The 20,379-nt window shown below is 50.7% G+C and carries 28 protein-coding genes; 14 read left to right on the top strand and 14 right to left on the bottom strand.

Features of this window, described 5'->3' with window-relative positions; genetic code table 11:
- Positions 1–9: 9 nt before the first annotated feature.
- The 14 genes from LBF07_RS18930 to LBF07_RS18865 form a co-directional block, all read right to left on the bottom strand.
- Entirely contained in the window at positions 10–195 is a 186-nt protein-coding gene (locus tag LBF07_RS18930; protein ID WP_094934640.1) for a hypothetical protein, read from the bottom strand.
- Positions 196–412: 217 nt separating this feature from the next.
- Entirely contained in the window at positions 413–970 is a 558-nt protein-coding gene (locus LBF07_RS18925; RefSeq protein WP_206462044.1) for a hypothetical protein, read from the bottom strand.
- 138 nt (positions 971–1,108) lie between these two features.
- Positions 1,109–1,579 (bottom strand): lysis protein, encoded by a 471-nt coding sequence (locus LBF07_RS24620; protein ID WP_206462043.1) that lies wholly within the window; start codon positions 1,577–1,579, stop codon positions 1,109–1,111.
- Positions 1,576–2,016 carry a lysozyme gene (locus LBF07_RS18915; protein ID WP_206462042.1) on the bottom strand — a complete coding sequence of 147 codons (441 nt, stop codon included), beginning with the start codon at positions 2,014–2,016 and terminating at the stop codon, positions 1,576–1,578. The genes LBF07_RS24620 and LBF07_RS18915 overlap by 4 nt, the downstream gene beginning before the upstream one ends.
- Positions 2,003–2,344, bottom strand: a complete 342-nt coding sequence (locus LBF07_RS18910) for a phage holin, lambda family (protein WP_172703114.1) — start codon at positions 2,342–2,344, stop codon at positions 2,003–2,005. Before LBF07_RS18910 ends, LBF07_RS18915 begins: the two co-directional genes overlap by 14 nt.
- A 144-nt stretch (positions 2,345–2,488) precedes the next feature.
- Positions 2,489–3,103, bottom strand: a complete 615-nt coding sequence (locus tag LBF07_RS18905; RefSeq protein ID WP_206462041.1) for a methyltransferase domain-containing protein — start codon at positions 3,101–3,103, stop codon at positions 2,489–2,491.
- Positions 3,009–3,950: a hypothetical protein gene (locus LBF07_RS18900; RefSeq protein ID WP_206462040.1), complete on the bottom strand. Its 942-nt coding sequence runs from the start codon at positions 3,948–3,950 to the stop codon at positions 3,009–3,011. Before LBF07_RS18900 ends, LBF07_RS18905 begins: the two co-directional genes overlap by 95 nt.
- The gene (locus LBF07_RS18895; RefSeq protein WP_206462039.1) at positions 3,944–4,495 is read right to left on the bottom strand and encodes a hypothetical protein; all 552 of its coding nucleotides are present in this window, start codon (positions 4,493–4,495) and stop codon (positions 3,944–3,946) included. The genes LBF07_RS18900 and LBF07_RS18895 overlap by 7 nt, the downstream gene beginning before the upstream one ends.
- A 131-nt stretch (positions 4,496–4,626) precedes the next feature.
- Positions 4,627–5,430 (bottom strand): antitermination protein, encoded by an 804-nt coding sequence (locus LBF07_RS18890; RefSeq protein WP_206462038.1) that lies wholly within the window; start codon positions 5,428–5,430, stop codon positions 4,627–4,629.
- Between the two features lie 27 nt (positions 5,431–5,457).
- Positions 5,458–6,837, bottom strand: a complete 1,380-nt coding sequence (locus LBF07_RS18885) for a replicative DNA helicase (protein ID WP_206462037.1) — start codon at positions 6,835–6,837, stop codon at positions 5,458–5,460.
- Positions 6,834–7,715: an ATP-binding protein gene (locus LBF07_RS18880; protein WP_113787972.1), complete on the bottom strand. Its 882-nt coding sequence runs from the start codon at positions 7,713–7,715 to the stop codon at positions 6,834–6,836. The genes LBF07_RS18885 and LBF07_RS18880 overlap by 4 nt, the downstream gene beginning before the upstream one ends.
- Positions 7,716–7,730: 15 nt before the next feature.
- The gene (locus tag LBF07_RS18875; protein WP_113787973.1) at positions 7,731–8,642 is read right to left on the bottom strand and encodes a helix-turn-helix domain-containing protein; all 912 of its coding nucleotides are present in this window, start codon (positions 8,640–8,642) and stop codon (positions 7,731–7,733) included.
- Positions 8,639–8,935 carry a transcriptional regulator gene (locus LBF07_RS18870; RefSeq protein ID WP_113787974.1) on the bottom strand — a complete coding sequence of 99 codons (297 nt, stop codon included), beginning with the start codon at positions 8,933–8,935 and terminating at the stop codon, positions 8,639–8,641. The genes LBF07_RS18875 and LBF07_RS18870 overlap by 4 nt, the downstream gene beginning before the upstream one ends.
- Before the next feature lie 25 nt (positions 8,936–8,960).
- Positions 8,961–9,191, bottom strand: a complete 231-nt coding sequence (locus tag LBF07_RS18865) for a transcriptional regulator (protein ID WP_113787975.1) — start codon at positions 9,189–9,191, stop codon at positions 8,961–8,963.
- 49 nt (positions 9,192–9,240) lie between these two features.
- Here LBF07_RS18865 and LBF07_RS18860 point away from each other — a divergent pair, with 49 nt between their 5' ends.
- The 14 genes from LBF07_RS18860 (at position 9,241) to LBF07_RS18790 (ending at position 20,337) form a co-directional block, all read left to right on the top strand.
- Positions 9,241–10,026: a helix-turn-helix transcriptional regulator gene (locus LBF07_RS18860; protein ID WP_102135191.1), complete on the top strand. Its 786-nt coding sequence runs from the start codon at positions 9,241–9,243 to the stop codon at positions 10,024–10,026.
- Between the two features lie 175 nt (positions 10,027–10,201).
- Positions 10,202–10,633 carry a helix-turn-helix domain-containing protein gene (locus tag LBF07_RS18855; RefSeq protein ID WP_006811077.1) on the top strand — a complete coding sequence of 144 codons (432 nt, stop codon included), beginning with the start codon at positions 10,202–10,204 and terminating at the stop codon, positions 10,631–10,633.
- Between the two features lie 66 nt (positions 10,634–10,699).
- Entirely contained in the window at positions 10,700–11,074 is a 375-nt protein-coding gene (locus LBF07_RS18850; protein WP_206462035.1) for a S24 family peptidase, read from the top strand.
- Between the two features lie 106 nt (positions 11,075–11,180).
- A complete protein-coding gene (locus LBF07_RS18845; protein ID WP_033146318.1) occupies positions 11,181–11,402 on the top strand; it encodes a hypothetical protein in 222 nt (73 codons plus the stop codon).
- Positions 11,395–11,748, top strand: a complete 354-nt coding sequence (locus LBF07_RS18840; protein ID WP_206462034.1) for a hypothetical protein — start codon at positions 11,395–11,397, stop codon at positions 11,746–11,748. Before LBF07_RS18845 ends, LBF07_RS18840 begins: the two co-directional genes overlap by 8 nt.
- Positions 11,749–11,965: 217 nt before the next feature.
- Complete coding sequence (locus LBF07_RS18830) at positions 11,966–12,388, top strand: hypothetical protein (RefSeq protein ID WP_206462033.1); 423 nt, start codon at positions 11,966–11,968, stop codon at positions 12,386–12,388.
- Entirely contained in the window at positions 12,388–12,966 is a 579-nt protein-coding gene (locus tag LBF07_RS18825) for a hypothetical protein (protein ID WP_094935420.1), read from the top strand. The genes LBF07_RS18830 and LBF07_RS18825 overlap by 1 nt, the downstream gene beginning before the upstream one ends.
- Before the next feature lie 11 nt (positions 12,967–12,977).
- On the top strand, positions 12,978–13,721 hold the full coding sequence (locus LBF07_RS18820) for an ORF6N domain-containing protein (protein WP_094935419.1): 744 nt from the start codon (positions 12,978–12,980) through the stop codon (positions 13,719–13,721).
- A 2-nt stretch (positions 13,722–13,723) separates the two neighbouring features.
- Entirely contained in the window at positions 13,724–14,095 is a 372-nt protein-coding gene (locus tag LBF07_RS18815; RefSeq protein WP_224435049.1) for a hypothetical protein, read from the top strand.
- A complete protein-coding gene (locus LBF07_RS18810) occupies positions 14,079–14,336 on the top strand; it encodes an excisionase family protein (RefSeq protein ID WP_013097283.1) in 258 nt (85 codons plus the stop codon). The genes LBF07_RS18815 and LBF07_RS18810 overlap by 17 nt, the downstream gene beginning before the upstream one ends.
- A gap of 44 nt (positions 14,337–14,380) precedes the next feature.
- Positions 14,381–15,673 (top strand): site-specific integrase, encoded by a 1,293-nt coding sequence (locus LBF07_RS18805; RefSeq protein WP_127851174.1) that lies wholly within the window; start codon positions 14,381–14,383, stop codon positions 15,671–15,673.
- A gap of 184 nt (positions 15,674–15,857) precedes the next feature.
- Positions 15,858–17,060 (top strand): nicotinate phosphoribosyltransferase, encoded by a 1,203-nt coding sequence (gene pncB, locus LBF07_RS18800; protein ID WP_094935417.1) that lies wholly within the window; start codon positions 15,858–15,860, stop codon positions 17,058–17,060.
- Between the two features lie 166 nt (positions 17,061–17,226).
- Positions 17,227–18,627 carry an asparagine--tRNA ligase gene (asnS, locus tag LBF07_RS18795; protein WP_048976866.1) on the top strand — a complete coding sequence of 467 codons (1,401 nt, stop codon included), beginning with the start codon at positions 17,227–17,229 and terminating at the stop codon, positions 18,625–18,627.
- A gap of 606 nt (positions 18,628–19,233) precedes the next feature.
- Positions 19,234–20,337 carry a porin gene (locus tag LBF07_RS18790; RefSeq protein WP_047651295.1) on the top strand — a complete coding sequence of 368 codons (1,104 nt, stop codon included), beginning with the start codon at positions 19,234–19,236 and terminating at the stop codon, positions 20,335–20,337.
- The last annotated feature ends 42 nt before the right edge of the window (positions 20,338–20,379 follow it).

The raw sequence follows: 20,379 nt of genomic DNA, 5'->3' as shown, positions 1-20,379 counted from the left end.
AATGCCTGCTCAGTCTTTCAGGAACTCTTTCGTGTTGACTGCAATTTCCCCGGTAAAGAGCACTGCACTGGTGCAATCAACGATGACCGATGCGTGAGGATTGGCGTTTTCGTTCAGCCATTGGATCAGCGGCTTTGCTGCTGCTTCAAAACTGGCCTGGTCATAACGCGGTGCATTGCTTTGTTCTTTTTCCACTTTCTCATCCTCATTGTGAAATCCCCGCTACTGCGAGGCTCGTTGTTCTTCTATCTGCCTAATGGCATCAATCTGGCCGTTGCAGTTCTCAATCGAAAGCAGTAGTGCTTAGCCACTTACGGCTTACCCGTCAGCAAGATGTGATCACCATCCTTGCGGGGTTACACAGATCATTATCGAAGCCCCTCAGTGAAGGGCTTCTGTAATGCCGAGAGTGTTAGTGTTTTGGCCTAATGCTTTTCCCGCGCAGCGCATTCTGGCTAAACATGCACTCAGGATTCACATTCATTTTCATGGCATTGAGCCCTTTCGTGCGCTCAACAATTTCATTAAAAAACGTTGAAAAAGTAGGACAGGACAAGGGAACCCCCTCAAACTCTTCGCAGAGCTGAGCAAAGATTTTATCAAGCTCTTCAGGAGTCGGGAGAGCGCACTCAATAGTGAAGAATTCGCTCTTCAGCAAATGAGTATTTTTTGAAAGTGCATTTTTAATATTTTCGAGCGTGTAAGAATCAGATTTTACCTCTTCTTCGCCTTCGTAAACCGGCGTACACACAATGCTGTCGACGACATCGGCGCGGAGAGTTGTTAGCTCATCGCCATATGGGTCTGTCAGCAGCTCGATAAATCCGTCGCGATGAGGAAGAGTAACTTTGTCTTTCGAATAACCTTCCGCGATCAGCTTCTTTGAAACCCAATTTGAAGATATCGCCGCCAGGGATGGATGCTGAGTGTGCTGATAGAGTTTTACCCACCAATGCTTAATGGTCTTCATGGAATTACCCTTTTAGATGTGAGCCTGTCGCATGGCAGAGCCGCCAAGAGCGAACGGCTTGCCCAGGCTCACGACTGAAAGTCTCTCTTTGGAATGCGCATGCGAAGCGCAATAAAAAGCCCCGCTACTGCGAGGCTGTTATTTCAGGCACTGTTCTTTGATGTAGTCCTGCAGATAACCGACCTGCTTCGTCACTGTGACGATTCGCTCTCTGAGGGTGAAATAATCCCGTTCAGCGGAGTCAGTAAGTCGGGGGACGGAAGCATCGCCCATGCTGCTGGTGCTGGCCGTTCCGTTCGCGGGACATCTGGCGTTGACGTGCAGCCCACACTTGCCATTGCTAACGCAACGCTGCAGATCTTCAAGCTGAGATTTCGCATCGGCTAATTCCTTTGTGTATTTAGCATCCAGTGCCGCTGCGTCACGCTGGCGGGTCTGCATGTCTTTGATGGTGGCGTTCGCCAGGATGAGCTTCCCCGTGGCTTTATCGCGCTGGTCTTTGTAGGTGATGGCGTTGTCGCGGTAGTGGTTCACGAAGAACGCCAGCACGCTGATTAACGCCACCACCAGCAGTTGCAGCCAGTAACGCCTTACCAGCGAGCCAATCACGACAGGAACAGAGCGCGCTCCGCCTCGCGCCGACGCGCCAGCCCGTTCAGGACTTTGCCGCCAGCTTTATTCCAGCGCAGGAACTCATCGGCAGCGCCAGCGTAATCACCGGCGTTGAGTTTGCGCAGGAGAGTCGATGTCGACAAAGACCGGGCTCCTAGGTTGTACGTGAACGACACCAGAGCATCGAATTGCCCCTGAGTCAGGCCCACTTTAACCAGGCGGGACACGTCACTTTCGTAGCTGACCAGTCCGGTTTTCAGCAGGCGCTCTGCCGTTTCCTGTTTAATCGTCATCCCGGCGCGGATCGGTTTACCGTCGACAGCCTGAGTCCATCCGTATCCGATCGTCCACACTCCGACGCTGTCCTGGTACGCGGTGAGCTCGCAGCCTTCGAACTGCTTGATCAGGGCAATGCCTTTATCACTGGTTTGCATCGCCGCCTCCAAACCTAGAATTAAACACCCGCGCAGCCATAACCTTCACCTGCTCTACACCAACAAATCCGAGCGCGCCACCGATAGCAATCGACAGGGACTGTGGGAGATTGAAGTAATCAAGGGCTGACACAGCAGTAAGGGTCAGAGCCCCACAGATCGCCCCCTCAAGGAGCATTTTCTTCCATCCGCCACCGCCGTAAGCGATTCGCAATGCGGCCATGGCAACCGATAGCAATACGGCACCCATCGGCGTTTCGCCACGCCACCAGCTGTGGAGTAGTTCGATAAACTCCGTCCAGGAGTGGGGATCGTTATGCATTTTCATAGTCTCTAACCTCCGGCTTAAAAGCGGGGGCTGTGTGTTTAAAAGGGGTCAGGCCCTCGGGACGATTTAACAAGAAGGCACGTCGAGGATGATTCCCGTAGCCTGAAAAAGAAGCCCGCCGAAGCGGGCAAAATGAGGGTTAACTCAAGTACGCCTGAAAGCGTAAGTACCAACATCTTTGCGCCCGAGCTCACACTCGATTTTGTTGTGTTCCACGCATTCGAAGCCCTGCTCTGCAAACCAGCGCCTGATACCTTCATCAGTGAAATACCAGATATGCTCGTTCTTTCTGAAATGATGGGAGCGGAGAATGTCTCCGGCATCAGTGAAAATCGGGATCGACACGAACACATATTCACTGGCCTGCTGTACCGCCAGCTCCGGCTCGTCGATGTGCTCCAGTACATCCCACATCGTCAGCGCGCGCCACTGACTGGCGTAGAGGTCAGCGAATGCGCCCCGCTCGTTCAGCCAGGCCATACCAGCCGGATTAACGTCATACCCAAGCGTTCCCGGTCGGGTAGAAACGAACTGACCGGCACCGATACCAACGTCGAGAACAGGGCCGTGAAAATGGCGCTCCACCAGCTCAATACGGGATTGCGTTAAAGCTCTGCCCGTTTCGGTGTCGGCCAGCTGCTGATACTTTGCGAAATACTGCTCGTCATACGGGCGTGATGCCGGAACAGGGTAACGTCCGATCCCCAGCTCCGGTAAAAATACCAGCCCGCTTTCCAGTTCCTGATAAAACGACTTCATGGAGCCAGGCCTCGAATTTATCGGAGAAATTTGAAATCCGCTTGTCGCAGTGGTGATCCCATGCTTCACAGCGGCAGTAATTGTCGGGAATTGCCCAGCCAACACGAGAAAGGTCCATCGCCGGATCGGTTACGATTCCCGGGGCGTTGTGACCACCTCGCCCACCAGCGACAACATACACCGGCGTTTTATAGGCAATAGAAGCAGGAAGCGCCCAGCCCACCGGCGTAACCACCACGGCGGCATGCTCAATCAGGCGCATCAGCGATTTGAAGTTGAGCTGGCCGGAGTGCATGCGAAGATCTGCTTCGGGAAGTTCGCCGACGGCCCACTCCTCCCCCTCCTGCAGGTCAGCCACGCTGATTACGCAGAAATGCTTTCTCAGTAGCCGGGATGCCTGCAACAGGTAATCCGGATCAGGATTACGGGAGTCACTGCGCCATTCACTGCGAACAGTAGCCGGACGAATTACCGCGATCGGCTTTTCAGACGTAAATTCAGCGGGTCCGTAAGAGGGCAAGTCGAGTTCTGACGGCTCGGTGCCAAACTGCTGGCGCATCGCGTCAAATATTGAACCGCGCCGTAGATGATCCGGACCGTAGAAAATCCGTTTTGTCTGGCGCATATCTGGCGGCAGGTGAAAAGCGGCCTGCGTCCGGTATTCGTTTTTGCGCTGCGTGCGGAGCGTTGTAAAACTGCGAACGGGCAGAACGGGCAAATCTTCATACAGTTCGGGCCAGGCGGTCCGGATATAAGTACCGGCTGGCAACTGCTTAACGAAAGCGCGCTGGTAGATGTTGTCACCCATGCCCAGCATGCCTTCAATGAATAGAGGAACGTTTAACATGCCACCTCGCGTAAAGCCTCATTGAGGCCGAGACGCCGGAAGCACTTAAGCGCTGTCTGGCGGCTACTGTTGATGATATTCACCTTACCGGCCAGCGCTCTGGCGGTGTTGGCAAACTCCCCGCGCCATCGCGTGACACTCTCTGCTGTAGGGTTATCCAGCCCGACGTGATCACCATGCCAGTGACTGCCGCAATTAATGGAGCAGTCAAACCCTAACAGGATGATGTTTTTCGCCCCCAGGCTGGCAGCAAACAGAATCGAGCGCTGCCCGGAGTTGAAGGCCCACCGGGTATCTGTATCAAACAGATTTAGCCCATAGCGTTTATGAGCCTGGTAATTACAGGTCCAGCGAGAGGCTGAGGACGGCAGAACATCGATGTTTGCATCCCACCAGCGCAGATCACCCGCGTAAATGTATTCACAATCAGGCACGGCTTGCCAGGTGGAGTTAACAGCAATAACCGGCAGCCCCGATCCGGAGATAAGTTCGCAATCTGATTTATTGAGAGACGGGCCAGATGCACAAATGATGAATGTATTCATTCGCGGCGACCAAATTTAGGCATAAAAAAACCCGCTCGGAGGCGGGTTTGATTTCGTGCAGGCGCAATAACCTACGATTTGAAGCATACACGACAAGTTCGGACAAAATCAAGCTTAATGTGGCTAATATGCTAAATTTTGTTCACATCATCACGAAAGCTCGTTGCGTCCTGAAACGCCGAGTCTGCTTTTTGTTCTTCTCTGTAGCAGACGTCGACAAGCCCCTCCAGAAACGGTTTCCAGTTACGGGTCCACGTTCTGACGTGCAGATCCGGGACTCGCTTCAGTATCGCTTTATAGGCTGCAGTAGACGGCACCCCAGAAAATCCGTTTCCGCTGCAGCGCTCGCAGGTTTTAAACACCGGCGCGCCGCGCTCGCTTGTGGCTTTGCGGTCGAGCACCTCACCTTTTCCGCCGCAACGGCATCGGGCCAGCAGCTCACCTTTACCGTTACATGCCGCGCATTTACGCTTGACCAGTTCGTGCTTGATTTTCGGCGGTACGATTTCCATTCCGTCAGAGTTGAAGACTCCAGGATATTTGATCACATCCTCATACTGAGAGGTTAATCCGCTGCCGCTGCAGCTGTGACACGTCGCGCTGGTGGCGGCCGAACGGGAGTAATCAGCAAAGGCAAACTGCGCCAGCATCTGCATGCACCATCCGAACTGCCCACCAGCTGCTTTGCGAACATTCTTCGGTGCGGCATCCATCGCATATCGCGCCAGCGCCTGAACTGCGAGCTGTTCATCCGTTTTGCTGATTCCCGCTTTACCGAAGAACGCCGCCAGGCCGAAGCGCGCACGGCTGCTGGTGGTGCCAATCGCTGCCATTACATCTGTTCCTGTAAGGCGGTCCGGAGAAGTTCCCTTCACGTCATCGCTGATGTGCATTCCCTGAGGACTAAAATGTTTGAGCGATGCTTCCAGTTTCATAAGGTTGCCCTCGTTGCTTTGATGTTTTTAATAGTCTGCATTGCTGGAATGCCTTTCTTTTGAGTAACGTCTAGTCTGAGCTTTCTGCTGTGGCGCCGAACGCTGCTTTGCTAACTCCTGGTCAATTGGCATGAAGTGCCCGTTATAGAATCGACGGTAGATCGTACCCAATTCACCGTTGCGCTGTTTGGTCACGTTAATTTCCGCGATCCCCTTCGCTGGCGACTCAGGGTTATAAACTTCATCGCGGTATAGCATCATGATCAGATCAGCATCAGCCTCAATCTCACCCGAGTTTTTGAGGTCTGAGTTCATCGGTCGTTTGTTGGGTCTCGACTCAACGCCACGAGAAAGCTGGCTCAGGGCAAGGACCGGAGTTTTATTGGATTTAGCCAGACGCTTGAGTCCTTTTGACACCTCACCGACGGCAAGGTCATATCGTGCAGTGCTTTCAATTTTGATGAGTGCCAGGTAATCCACGACCACCAGCGCTATTTCCGGATGCGCCAGCTGTAGGCGGGTAGCTATCTGTTGAATCTGATCTACTGTCAGATCGGTGGAATCAACCATCCAGATGCTACGACCAGTCAGCCGTTCTACACCGTTTGTCAGCCTGGCCCAGTCCTCATCATCAAAATCAGCAGCCTTTTTCAGGCGTGAAACCGACATGCCGCCGGCAGCAGATACCATTCGCTCTCCGATCTGGATATTAGGCATTTCCATGCTGAAGAACAGCACACCACGGCCCTGCTCAGAAACCTTGTCGATGATATCCAGCGCCAATTCAGTTTTACCTATCGACGGCCGCGCAGCGATAAACACCAAGTCTGTTGGTTCAATGCCGCCAGTCTTTGCGTCCAGCTCTTCGATACCTGTCATGAGGCTTCTGGCTTCTTCAAGTCCACGGTTGCGTGCATCTACCCGATCCACTACGGCAGGAAGAATGTCGTCGATATGAACTGGCTGAACGGTCTTTTCTTCGAGAGAAATTGCGGCAATGCTGTTCTGTGCAGCCCTGAATGCCGATAAAGCCGCATCACCATTGTGAGCACTCCGGAGATCAGCCAGCGCCCTTTCAATCACAGCTTCGGCATCACGAACAGCTGCATTACGCTCAAGCGTGGCAACGTATGACACAAGCGCCGACTTGGCCCATGCGATACGGCTCGAATCCATAATGATTGCGCTGTGCTTTGGCATGTTTTCGCAGAGCAGTACAGGGTCAATAACGCCAGCTCCACGCGCCTGACGGCAGATCCCAGTATATATTTCCCGATACTGCGGTACCGAGAAAGCGGTGGCCGGCACCCTGGAAAGAATATCCAGTACCTCAGGGTCGGCTCCACGCAGAAAAATTGCGCCGATCACCGCACCTTCCAGATCTTCATTTTTCCAGACAGGAGTCATGCTACAACTCCTGACGCGATGGCACGGAAACTTCCCCAGCCAAATGCCAGACGGTTGCGGCCACCATCGGTAACCCGGTCCACGATTCGCTCTCCAATTGTCTCTTTCAGCTGGTCAAATGTGAGATTGCTGATCAGGATTGTTGGCAAAATGCTTTCGTACCGGGCATTGATAATTTCCTGCAGGATGGTCATTTCAGTCGGGCTGCCGAACTGAACGCCCACTTCGTCGATAATCAGCAGATCCAGTGAAGCAAAGCGCTCAATGACATCTTCCTCCGTCATTTCAGCATTGTGGCGCCACGTGCTTTTCACCGCTCGGGTTAGCCGCATAACATCAGTGATTTCCACTTTAGCGAGATGATCGCGGATGATGCTTTTCGCCATAGACACTGCCAGGTGGTTTTTGCCGGTACCACAATTTCCTGTCATAACGAGCCCAGTTCCAGCTTTAAGGCGTTCAGGCCAGCTGGTGGCATAACGCTGACAAGCCGCGAGATTTTTGGAGGCATCCTGATTGATGACCTGGTAGTTATCGAATTCACATGCTTCGAACCGTCGTGCGATCCCGGCATTGTCTATCAGGTCGGCTACTCGCAATGTACGCAGACTGGATTCAATGCCAGCGAGTTCCGCTTTCACACACTCCGGGCACTGGGAGTGCTTAACATTTTCAACGCCACGATAGGCTTTCCCAGTGAGGGAAATGCGCTGATAACCACCATGTTTTTCACAAGCGGCAGCGTGGACTTCGCCCGATTCCCAGCTTCCCCACTGCCACGGTTTTTTATGTTCCACAGCAAACGCCAGTTCTTCACGAAGCCCTTCGCGCTTTGCCACCAGGGCTTCCCTTTCTTCGCGTTGTTTAATACTCAGCATTGTGATTCCTCCTGCTTACCAGTTGCAGTCTGATTGGCCATAGTCTTGTTCACTAAACCCCGAAACCGGCAGTCCCCCAGATCGACCGCTTACCGCAACTGCAGGCGCCTGCCATGACTCATCGAAATGCCGATCGGGACCAAAGAACGTCGCCGCCTGTTTCACGTACTGCGTTCCGGCGCTACCGGTTGCGCGGACATATGCCGCGTAGCGATCTACGCCAGCCAGCATTGCCACAGTGGTAACACCGTCTTTGATTCGAGCTTTCCAGGCTTTCCAGGCAGCAGCTTTAGAATTACCGCCAGCACGTTTAGGGTATGCCTGCCAGGCCTGCTCGAACTCGTTGGAATAGTTCTCTTTGGAAGAGCGATTTTCAGAATAGGCTTTGCTACACACGCCAAGCTCTTGTGATTCTTGTTTTGAATTTACTTGTGATTCTTGTTTTGAATTTACTTGTGGATCTGGGGTCAGATTCTGACGGGTGAAAACGCCATTTTTGTCAGAATCTGACGGGTGAAAACCGTTTGAACATCCAGAATCTGACGGTTCAGATTTTGAAGGGTCAGATTCTGACGGGTGAAACCCGTTAGTCCTGCGCTGCTGTTTCAGCGCTGCCACTTTATCCTTCTCAATGCGTGCCAGAGCCTCGAGACGCTCGGCATTCAAATGATAAAGATTGGACGTGTTGCGATTACCTTTACGGCGTGATTCACGACGCAGCCAACCGGAAGACTCCAGTTCTGCAATGGCGGTCCTGACCGTGCTTTCCCCGAGCCCCAGCTGGCGGCAAATAGTTTCAACACTCGGATAGCAGACACCATCATCATTCGAGTAGTCAGCCAGGCGTGCCATAATCACAAGTTTGGCTCCCTTAATGTCATGCGCGGCGCACGCGTCCCAGACGTTACCGAGAATTTTGCTACTCATACAAACTCCTGAACTGGCGTGATTGTGTAGCCGCGAGCTGGCTCAACACGAACTGCAAGCCCGGTATCGAGAGCACCAATTTTTCTCACTTTCAGGAAACCTGCACGTTCAAGGGCCTTGATCGCCTTAAACATTGCCTGCTTTGAACAGCAACAGAATTCGTACAGTACCTGATGATCGATTACTCGCTCCCCTTCTCCATCCATAGATCCGCCCATCAAAATGCGAAGCATGACCAACCGCTGAAGTGGGTTATCGAATGAATGTTTACGTACGAAGTCAGAGTGATTCATGATTCCTCCAGCATGCAGTGACATGTCACACCTCATTGCCCGGATGTGGGAAAACAAGCATTTCTCGCTTGAGGGTTTTTTTACCCACAAAAGTTCTACTTGCTGCTTCAATAGAAGTTGCAAGTTTTGGTGACGCATTTCTGTATCCGTAGGCAATAAGATTCAAATATCCTGTTGATGTACCGCTCTTAACTGCCAAAGCGTGCCACTCTTCTTTAGTGGAAGCACGACGCCAGGAAAGAAGTTCGTTTTCCATACCCACACCTCAATTTATCATTTTGGTAAAGTTTATCTTTACGATAACTATGAGGCAAGATAAATTTATCAAATTGGGTATTTATCATATTGCTAAAAAGTGGGAGTATTTGGTCATGGACATAAAAAACATTCGACGCCAGAACCTAAACAGGTTGATTGGTGAGTACATCGTGGAAGGTTATACCAAGGCACAAATTGCTGAAAAAATTGGTATACCCCCTTCTCAACTGAGTCAGTTATCTGGCTCTAACGCCTCTCGTAACATTGGCGACATAATAGCTAGGAGAATTGAGTCAAGTATGGGCCTGCCCCATGGCTGGATGGATTCAAAGAGAGCAGATGTTGATGCATCTGGTACCAAGCCTAACTTTTTCATAAATCCACTGACAAAAAATCAGCAACAATACCGAATTGAGGTGATGGACACTGAGTTCAGTTGCGGAAGTGGCAGGATGAACATGGACTATCCTGAAATAGTTAAATCGATTGAACTTGATCCAGAGGAAGCTAAAAGGATGTTTGGTGGGCGTAGCCCTACCTCCCTGAAAATCTGCACGGTTGTCGGAGATAGCATGCTCGGGACTATTTTCCCTGGGGATCTTGTCGTTATAGACGTTACGGTAAACCGGTTGATAGGTGATGGGATTTATGCGTTCGTTTATGGTGACAACTTTCATATCAAACGCTTACAGCTGCTTAAGGACAAGCTGGTAGTCATCAGCGATAATTCAACTTACGAAAAATGGTTTGTATCTGAAACTGATCAAAGCGAGTTTCACATTCAGGGCTTAGTTGTCGGTAGATGGCAAATGTCATACAACCGTTTGGGTTGAGACTCATACATATAAAAAACCAGCTTCGGCTGGTTTTTTTATGCCCTGCACAAAATAATTTACCATATATATCAAAGGCATAACTATTAATTTATCATAATTTATCAAAAAGATATTTACCAAAATTTATCTTTGAGATAAAGTTCATTCATCGGCAAACAATGGAACCAATGAAATGAATACTCAAATCACCGTAGCCAAAACCATCGGCAAAAGAATATTAAATCAAAGATCTTCGCTTCGACTCTCTCAGGATTTTTTGGCTGATCATCTTGGTTTAACAACCGAAACCATTAACAACTGGGAAACGGAAAAAACTGTTCCGTTTGCTGACCAGTTAATCCAATTGGCTAACATTCTTCATTCTGATGTTCTGTGGCTCATTTCAGGAAACGAGCAGTGCGGTGAATTTACAGAACCAACAAGTATTATAACGTCCAATCAACTTAACTCATGGTCTGCTGATATTGGCAATTGCAGAATGGCTTTATCTAACGCTATGGATTGCATGCCTCCGGAATTGTCGGCTATCGGTACACTAACTATCGTTTATGAAAAATTAGACGACTTGCAAGAAACCATCTGCAAGCAAGCCGACAAAATTTAAAATTAATTAACATTATTTAATTAACACCTTTCTTGGTGGGGACAAACTCACCCTTAGGAAATGAAAATGCAAAATTCCGTCGCAGTTAATCAGCCAGTTAAAACGCCTCAAATGCTGTTCGGATCTGACAACATCAATGACTTTGGCAACCGCGTACAAAGCTGCCGGATGGAAGGTGATTCAATGCAGCCGACTATCGAACCCTGTGAGGTTGTAGCTTTCGTTGATTGTGGAGGCCGCGTTCTTACCCCCGGCATCTATGTTTTTACGGGAGATGTTTTTCTTTTCATCAAGCGAATTGAACCCTTACCGGACGGGGCATTAAAGATTATTTCTGACAATCTCCACTACCAAACTTTCACGCTTAACTCGGGTGAGCAAAAAGACATGCGTATTCACGGTCGGGTAGTCGCTTCTTTGGCTGTGAGGCGCTTCGTATGACTTTCATCATTGATAAATCGGCATATAGAACAGCATGCCTTTATGCGGCCAGCGGTTACGAGGTAATCGCTCGTCTTTATCTTAAAAAAGCATATGGACGGTAATTATGATCGTCTTAAAAAGACAAGATATTCAGAGTGTGAATATCAAAGCTGAGCAACTGTCTGGTCTATCGCAAACATTATTTGAATATCACGACAAGCTCGATCACTTCCAACTTAAAGCAATTTGCGCTCTTGTTTATGACCTAGCCGCTGATATTCATGACTGGACCGAAAAAGAAGAGGAAATAGTTATGGGTTTGGAGGAGGAGCAGCGCAATGGATAAATTAATCGAGACATATCGCCGCCGAATTTTAAAAGCAGCGTTATTACGCCACCAGCGTAAAACAGGCAGTAACTGCATTGTTATAAATCTTAATAAAGGCGGTATTAACACGGTCGAGTTAACAGAGATTCTTCTCGATGGATTATTACGAAAATTCGAAAGGCTCGCGATTAGTGAGTACGGGAATGTCGAAGGCCTAAAAGCTATCAAGGGAATTTACAGCAGCGCTGTTGATGTTAATGGCAGCGGTGAATTTCTCACAGATAGCGGAAAGGAATTAATCGACGAGCTCATTTCTGAGCTGGTTGAGTTCGTCAAAAAACAAAAAGTGGAGGCCCGGATCTGATGGCGCTGACAGCGATACGAATTCCTGAGTGGGTTCACCTCAAAGCGGCACACGTTTTAAGCCAGTTCAGGGCAAGGCGCATCCATCCCTGCCGTATGCACGGCTCCGGGAATTTGAGCCTCAAGGTTAATCATCGCTGGCGACTACTCTCCCGCGATGGCGGAAAGAACTGGGAAGTAATGAGTCACGAACGTTACAGCAAAGTTAAGGATCGGAAATGAACGATAAACGCACCGTGAGCATGATTGACCTGGCATTACAGAAACACGATACGCCTGTTGGCCCACTGTTCGTAGCAGTACGCCACGGACGTATAAAAAAATGCTTCACGCGAGATACGGCGATCCGCTATCTGGCGTTCTTTATGACTTCAGAAGCATTTTATCGCTCCGGCTTCGAGCAGCGTCACCCGGATGTGCAGGCAGTCCACCCACTCAATCCAGAGCTGAATTGTTGGCAGCGTGGCGGCGTAACCACCGAGTATTTCATGGCACACCAGCGTTGTGTTCGCCGTCTGCGTCGCATCCTGGCGCGCAAGCGAGAAATGGAGAAATGGTGTGAGAAATGGGACGCGATGCATGACCGATTCGTTAAAGAGGTTGATGCACTGCAGGCCATCAAGCCGAAAGGAGTTCAGTGATGGTTAATTCAGCCTTTACTCCGGAGCCGACATCAACAGGCATCCGTTTTGGTAACCGCGTCATTGGTTATTCCGTCGCGGTTCGCCAGCTCGACAATGGCAACTATGACAAACGAATTCCGGATGGATTAGATCTGCTGGCTTGCATCATGGAAGCGATTGAAAGCGGCTGGTTTACCCCGGGCATCGAGAGCGAAATCATCATTTGGCGCTGGATGCTTGTTGCCGTCTTCATTACCGAGGAGCAGGCAAAGAACGGCACAGTTGAGGTTGCCAACGATTCTGGAGGGTTTGACACCGCAGTTATCTACTCCGGAAAGCACGGTTCAATCAGTGTTTATCCTGCGCCAGAGCGGTTCGCACTCTCAAGCCATGTGGAAGGGTTAGCTATTGAGAAATACGGTCAGGAACTCGGCCAGCAGATGGCGCTGCGCATGTACCGGGACATGTTAGATACGGACGCTGAGAACGGGCTTCGACTCTCAAAAATGGGGCGGGAAGGTTTTAATCTCCTGCATGACAGCTTCATTGAACAGATTCAGAAAGAAGGTATGCCTGACATGCCGGTTATACACTGAGGAGGACGAAAGTGAACACTGTAACGATCAATAACAAACAGCTGCCGGCAGTCGAATATCGCGGTCAGCGCGTTGTGACGCTGGCGATGATTGATGAAGTCCACCAGCGACCGGAAGGAACCGCTCGTGCAGCATTCAACCGAAACCGTGAGCATTTCATCAACGGTGTGGATTATGCCGAATTAGGTGCGGACGTAATACGTACGGACCTCCCGGAAGGTACATTCTCTAAATTTGCACCGTCAGGGATTGTGCTTTTCGAATCAGGCTATCTGATGTTGACGAAGCCATTTAACGATGATCTTGCCTGGCTGGTTCAGCGCGAACTGGTTAACAGCTATTTCCGCACTCGCGCACCGCTGACGGAAATCGAGATGATCGCTGCAATGGCCGCCGACGCCGTTCGCCAGCAGAAGCGCCTTAATCATGTTGAAGAGCAGATCGAAACGGTCACAGAAGCTGTGGAGAACATCAAACGCGGGACAATGCGCGCCGGATATGTCGGTTACCGCCAGGTGGTAGCCAAAAGCGGAATGAGTGACGCCAAGTGCCGGAATTTGGTCAATGCCTACCGCATCCCGACAGACACGCACGAATTTATGACTCCAGACGGGCTGTTGTCACGTAGGGCTATTGTCGAACTGGAGCCGTTTATGGCCGCATTTCGCCAGATGATGTCAGAAGCTGAACCGCGCGGCACCCGCTGGTATCACCCTAAAATGGGCCTGTTCCAGGCGATTGGGTGGGAGGGTTAAGAATGCACAAATTCTTCGTGGAGACAGACAACCTGAACACTATCAGCGATTGCCTGAAGCAGCTTGTTAACGCAGAAGAAGCACAGCTCAGTATTGAAGAGCAGCTGGCGAAATCGAACAGCAGCAGTGACTGGAGTACATGGCGCAAAAAGGCAGAGAACGCGCTGCGGCTGATCAAAGGGAAGCGTCGAATCATCACAGCCCGTCTGGCAGTCCTGCGTCATGAGGAAAAAGAACGCAACCTGGAGCTGCACCAGCAGCACAACGAATTCCTGGTTCAGGCTCTGCGCGAAATTATAACGCCCTCCTCTTTTGCGCGTTGCGTGCGTCTGGCTAAAGAGAAAATGGAGGAGATCCATGCAAACCAGTGCTGAAATCGTTCTTCTGGTGCCGAATGACTGGGTTAGCGAAAAGGTTCTGATTGCGGTTACCGGGCTCAAGCCCGGAACCATCACCCGCGCCAGAAAAGAATCCTGGATGCTGGGCCGCGAGTACCTGCACATTTCACCAGATGGTAATCCCAAGCCTTCGAGCGAATGCATGTACAACAGGAAAGCCGTTGATCAGTGGATCGAGGCGCAGAAAAAAAATCAACCAGGTGCGAAGACAGCATGAAAAGCAGTACACTCGTCCACGCTCCTGGACGTCAGGAGGGATCAATGGCTAATGCATCATACCCGACAGGCGTCGAAAACCACGGCGGTTCGCTCCGCATCTGGTTTCTGTATAAAGGTAAACGTGTCAGGGAAAACCTCGGTGTCCCTGACACTGCAAAAAATCGCAAGATAGCTGGTGAACTGCGTTCTTCGGTTTGTTTTGCGATAAGGATGGGGAATTTTAACTATGCAGAAAAATTCCCAAACTCACCGAACCTTGCCCGGTTCGGTCAGGATAGAAAGGAAATTACTGTGCTGGAGCTTACCGAAAGATGGTCAGAGCTGAAGAGAATGGAGATCAGCTCTAACACCATGAGTAGGTACGAATCCATCATAAAAAACATGCTTCCGCGCATCGGCGAAAATAAAATGGTTTCTGCGGTTACCACTGAAGATTTGCTGTATGTCAGGAAGGAGTTGCTGACGGGCTTCCATGTAATGAAGAAGGATCACCGGACACAGGTAAAAGGCCGGAAGTCTTCCACGGTGAATAATTACATGATGCTGATGGCCGAGATCTTCCAGTTTGGAGCTGATAACGGCTACGCAAAGGAAAACCCGTTTAGCGGAATTAACCGTCTCAGGAAGGCAAAAGACGAACCAGATCCACTCACGACAGACGAGTTCATCAGGTTCATTCAGGCATGCGGCCACCAGCAGATGCGAAATCTCTGGACCGTCGCCGTTTATACCGGAATGAGGCATGGGGAATTATGTGGTCTTGCATGGGAAGACATCGATCTCACTGCGGGAACTATTACGGTTAAGCGTAACCTTACCCAAACGTATGAGTTCACCCTGCCAAAAACCGAGGCAGGCACTGACAGGGTGATTTATCTCATACAACCAGCTATTGATGCCCTCAGGAATCAGGCCCAACTGACGCGCCTTGGCCGGCAGCATGAGGTTGAAGTGAATTTGCGTGAATATGGCCAGTCAGTCATACATCCATGCACTTTCGTTTTCAGCCCTCAATGCGTCAAGCGTGGGTCACGAAGAGGATATCATTACGCGGTTAATTCGATTAATAAAATTTGGGGCCCGATAATCAAGCGCGCCGGTATACGGTACCGCAACGCGTATCAGTCACGGCATACCTATGCGTGCTGGTCATTGTCAGCCGGGGCGAACCCAAACTTTATAGCAACCCAAATGGGGCATACAGATGCACAGATGGTTTACAAGGTGTATGGAAAGTGGATGTCAGAGAAGAGCGGCGAACAGGTTACTCTGCTCAACAAGGCACTTTCACACATTGCCCCATCACTGCCCCAAAGCATGGTAGTAGCGCAGTAGAAAACCCTAAATTCAAGTGGTTAGCAGCCCTGTTGCTACATTTGTATAACACGGGGCACAAAATGCCCTCGACCATAAAACGCGCTTATGTTGTGATCGGGGTTCAATAAATCACTAAACAAGGTATACTCCGGAGTTGTTTATTGTACTAAACGCTCCTGTGAGAGGATGCTACTGCGCACCTATGACTCAATTCGCTTCTCCAGTTCTCCATACGTTGCTGGATACCGACGCGTATAAACTGCATATGCAGCAAGCCGTTTTCCACCATTACTATGACGTTCACGTCGCGGCGGAATTCCGCTGTCGTGGTGACGACTTGCTCGGTATCTACGCAGACGCCATTCGTGAACAGGTCGATGCTATGCAGCATCTGACGCTGCAGGACGAGGAATATCAGTGGCTTTCTGGCCTGCCTTTCTTCAAAGCCGACTACCTGAACTGGCTGCGCGATTTCCGCTATAAGCCGGAGCAGGTCAGCGTGGTTAACGATAATGGCAAGCTGGATATTCGCCTTGAAGGTCCGTGGCGGGAAGTGATCATGTGGGAAGTGCCGCTTCTGGCGGTGATCAGTGAACTGGCTCACCGCTACCGTTCGCCGGAAAAAGGCGTCGAGCAGGCGGTCGCCGCGCTGGAAAATAAACTCGCAGCCTTCTCCACGCTGACCGAAGGGCTGGACTTGTCCCGCTTCCGCCTGATGGACTTTGGCACGCGTCGCCGTTTCTCGCGTGACGTTCAGGAGGCCATCGTTAAACGTCTGCAGCAGGAGCCGTGGTTCGTGGGCACCAGCAACTACGATTTGGCACGACGCCTCAGCCTGACGCCAATGGGTACCCAGGCACACGAGTGGTTCCAGGCGCATCAGCAGATCAGCCCCGATCTGGCTAACAGCCAGCGCGCGGCACTGGCCGCATGGCTTGAAGAGTACCCGAATCAGCTCGGAATTGCCCTCACCGACTGTATTACGATGGATGCTTTCTTGCGCGACTTTGGTCCCGAGTTCGCTGAACGTTACCAGGGATTACGGCACGACTCCGGGGATCCGGTTGAATGGGGCGAGAAAGCCATTGCCCATTACGAGAAACTCGGCATTGACCCGATGAGCAAGGTGCTGGTCTTCTCGGATAATCTCGACCTGGCGAAAGCGCTCGACCTCTATCGTCATTTCAACACCCGTGTGAACCTGAGCTTCGGGATTGGTACCCGTCTGACCTGCGATATACCTCAGGTAAAACCTCTGAATATCGTCATCAAACTGGTGGAATGTAACGGCAAGCCGGTGGCGAAACTCTCCGACAGCCCGGGTAAAACCATCTGCCATGACAAAGCGTTTGTCCGCGCATTGCGCAAAGCGTTCGATCTCCCCTTGATCAAAAAAGCCAGTTAAGCGCTTACGGGAGCCTTTATGGCTCCCTTCTTCTTATTTATTTCTCAATTCTTCTCTTTTGACTGCGAAATTTACTTGTCTGATAGCGGATGGCAGGTAACATAGATATCCCCCCATAAGGGTGGACAAGTGTTTATTTTTTCCGACTATTAACAGAGAGAATATTATGAGCGTTGTGCCTGTAGCCGACGTACTCCAGGGCCGTGTCGCCGTTGACCAGGAAGTCACCGTGCGCGGATGGGTGCGTACCCGCCGAGATTCTAAAGCTGGCATCTCCTTCCTCGCCGTCTATGACGGTTCCTGCTTTGATCCTGTACAGGCCGTCATTAATAATTCTCTGCCCAATTACAATGATGACGTTCTGCGACTGACAACGGGTTGCTCCGTCATTGTTACCGGCGTGGTTGTGGCTTCACCAGGTCAGGGCCAGAGCTTCGAAATTCAGGCCTCTGCCATTGAAGTCACCGGCTGGGTTGAAGATCCGGACACCTATCCGATGGCGGCAAAACGCCACAGCATCGAATATCTGCGTGAAGTCGCCCACCTGCGTCCGCGTACCAACCTGATTGGTGCGGTGGCGCGCGTGCGTCATACGCTGGCGCAGGCGCTGCATCGTTTCTTCGATGAGCAGGGTTACTTCTGGGTGTCTACCCCGCTGATCACCGCGTCCGATACGGAAGGTGCCGGTGAGATGTTCCGCGTTTCGACGCTGGACATGGAAAACCTGCCGCGCACGCCTGAAGGTAAAGTGGACTATGACAAAGACTTCTTTGGTAAAGAAGCCTTCCTGACGGTATCTGGTCAGCTCAACGGCGAAACGTACGCCTGCGCGCTGTCTAAGATCTACACCTTTGGCCCAACCTTCCGCGCCGAAAACTCCAACACCAGCCGTCACCTGGCGGAATTCTGGATGCTGGAGCCTGAAGTGGCCTTCGCCAACCTCGACGATGTTGCGGGTCTGGCTGAAGCCATGCTGAAGTATGTCTTCAAAGCGGTGCTGGAAGAGCGTCCTGACGACATGAAATTCTTCGCAGAACGCGTAGACAGCGATGCTGTAGCGCGTCTGGAGCGTTTTGTCTCTGCCGACTTTGCGCAGGTGGACTATACCGACGCGGTGGCGATCCTCGAGAAATGCGGTGAGACGTTCGAGAACCCGGTTTACTGGGGCGTTGACCTGGCGTCTGAGCACGAACGCTATCTGGCCGAGAAGCATTTCAAAGCGCCGGTTGTCGTTAAAAACTACCCGAAAGACATTAAGGCCTTCTATATGCGCCTTAACGAAGACGGTAAAACCGTGGCAGCGATGGACGTACTGGCGCCGGGCATTGGTGAAATCATCGGTGGCTCTCAGCGTGAAGAACGTCTTGACGTGCTGGACGCGCGTATGGAAGAGATGGGCCTCAACCCCGCTGACTACAGCTGGTACCGCGATCTGCGCCGTTACGGTACCGTACCGCACGCCGGTTTTGGTCTGGGCTTCGAGCGTCTGATTGCCTACGTTACCGGTGTTCAGAACGTACGAGACGTGATCCCGTTCCCACGAACTCCACGTAACGCCAGCTTCTAATCGGTAAAAGACTGAAATGGCCAGCAGATGCTGGCCATTATTTTATTCTGTATTGTCAGTTTTCGTCAGCGCAAAGTCAGCGTCTTTAAACCTTCCCCCCGTCACAACCACTACCTGTTACGTTTTGTTTCCGCGAAATATCCAGCCACAAAAAATAAACCCCATTCTTATTGCGATTATTACACCCTCAAGCGATAGCACAAATTTCAACCACTTTTACAGCCATCCGGAAGGCCTTTCACAGTCATAAGAAAAAACGAGCCGTTTAGCGTCTGTTTATATGAATCGCCTTTATCTCAATTAATCATAAGGAATTCATATATATAGGATAGGATTTGCTGTTTAATTCGCCAGGGTGTTCTGAAGTTTGAGATGGTTCACAAAGTTCCGAAAAATACATATTTGGTTACACATATTTTCTTTCGGTTACTTAATCTTGAGAATTGTAGCACTTTCAGGCTAGCGAAACGCTTCGCCGAATGGAAAGATGCCTGTCAGATACATAAAGACACCAAACTCTCATCAATAGTTCCGGAAATATTTATTGACAGAATTTATTGACGGCAGTGGCGAGTGTCATAAAAAAACCAATGAGGGTAATAAATAATGATGAAGCGCAATATTCTGGCAGTGGTAATCCCTGCCCTGCTGGTAGCCGGTGCAGCTAACGCTGCAGAAATCTATAACAAGAACGGCAACAAACTGGACTTCTACGGTAAAGTTGTGGGCGAACACGGCTTCACCACTTCTGGCGTACACAAAAACGCTGACTCCTCTTACGGCCAGATCGGCTTCAAAGGCGAAACTCAGATCAACGACCAGCTGACCGGTTACGGTCAGTGGGAATACCGTGCACGCGCCGGTGCAGCTGAAGGCGATCAGACTAACGTAACTCGTCTGGCTTTCGCTGGCCTGAAAATCGCTGACGCGGGTTCTCTGGACTACGGTCGTAACTACGGTATCGTTTACGACGTAGAATCCTACACCGATATGGCTCCGTCCTTCTCTGGCGAAACCTGGGGTGGCGGCTATGTTGATAACTACATGACCAGCCGTTCTACTGGCCTGCTGACCTACCGTAACAACAACTTCTTCGGTCTGGTTGATGGTCTGAACTTTGGCGTTCAATACCAGGGTAAAAACGATCGTAAAAACCTGAATGAAGCAAACGGCGACGGTGTTGGCCTGTCCCTGGGTTACGAGTTCGGTGAAGGCTTCGGTCTGATCGGTGCCTACAGTACCGCTAACCGTACGCTTGAGCAGAAAAAAGATGGTAAAGGCGATAAAGCTGAATCCTGGGCTGTTGGCGCGAAATACGACGCGAACAACATCTACCTGGCGACCGTTTATGCAGAGACTCGCAACATGAGCCGCCTGGGTAACAGCGGCGAAAACTATGTTCCGAATGATGATGGTAATGTTTATAACATCGCTAACAAGACCCAGAACTTTGAAGTTATCGCTCAGTACCAGTTCGACTTCGGCCTGCGTCCTTCCGTTTCTTACGTTCAGTCCAAAGGTAAAGACCTGAACGGCATCGGCGACCGTGACCTGGCGAAATACATCACCACTGGTGCGACTTACTACTTCAACAAGAACTTCAACGTGTACGGTGACTACCGCTTCAACCTGTTGGACGACAAAGATGCGTCCACCAGCTGGGTTGGCTCTGACAACCAGGCTACCGTTGGCGTAACCTACCAGTTCTAATCAGTACACCACTTTGTTATATGCTTAATGAACAGGGCTTCG

Origin of the sequence: Enterobacter cloacae complex sp. ECL352 (assembly GCF_020149545.1) — a bacterium.
GTDB lineage: Bacteria > Pseudomonadota > Gammaproteobacteria > Enterobacterales > Enterobacteriaceae > Enterobacter > Enterobacter asburiae_B.
The sequence above is the reverse complement of the archived record's forward strand: the minus strand, read 5'-3'. Positions and strand labels throughout refer to the sequence as shown.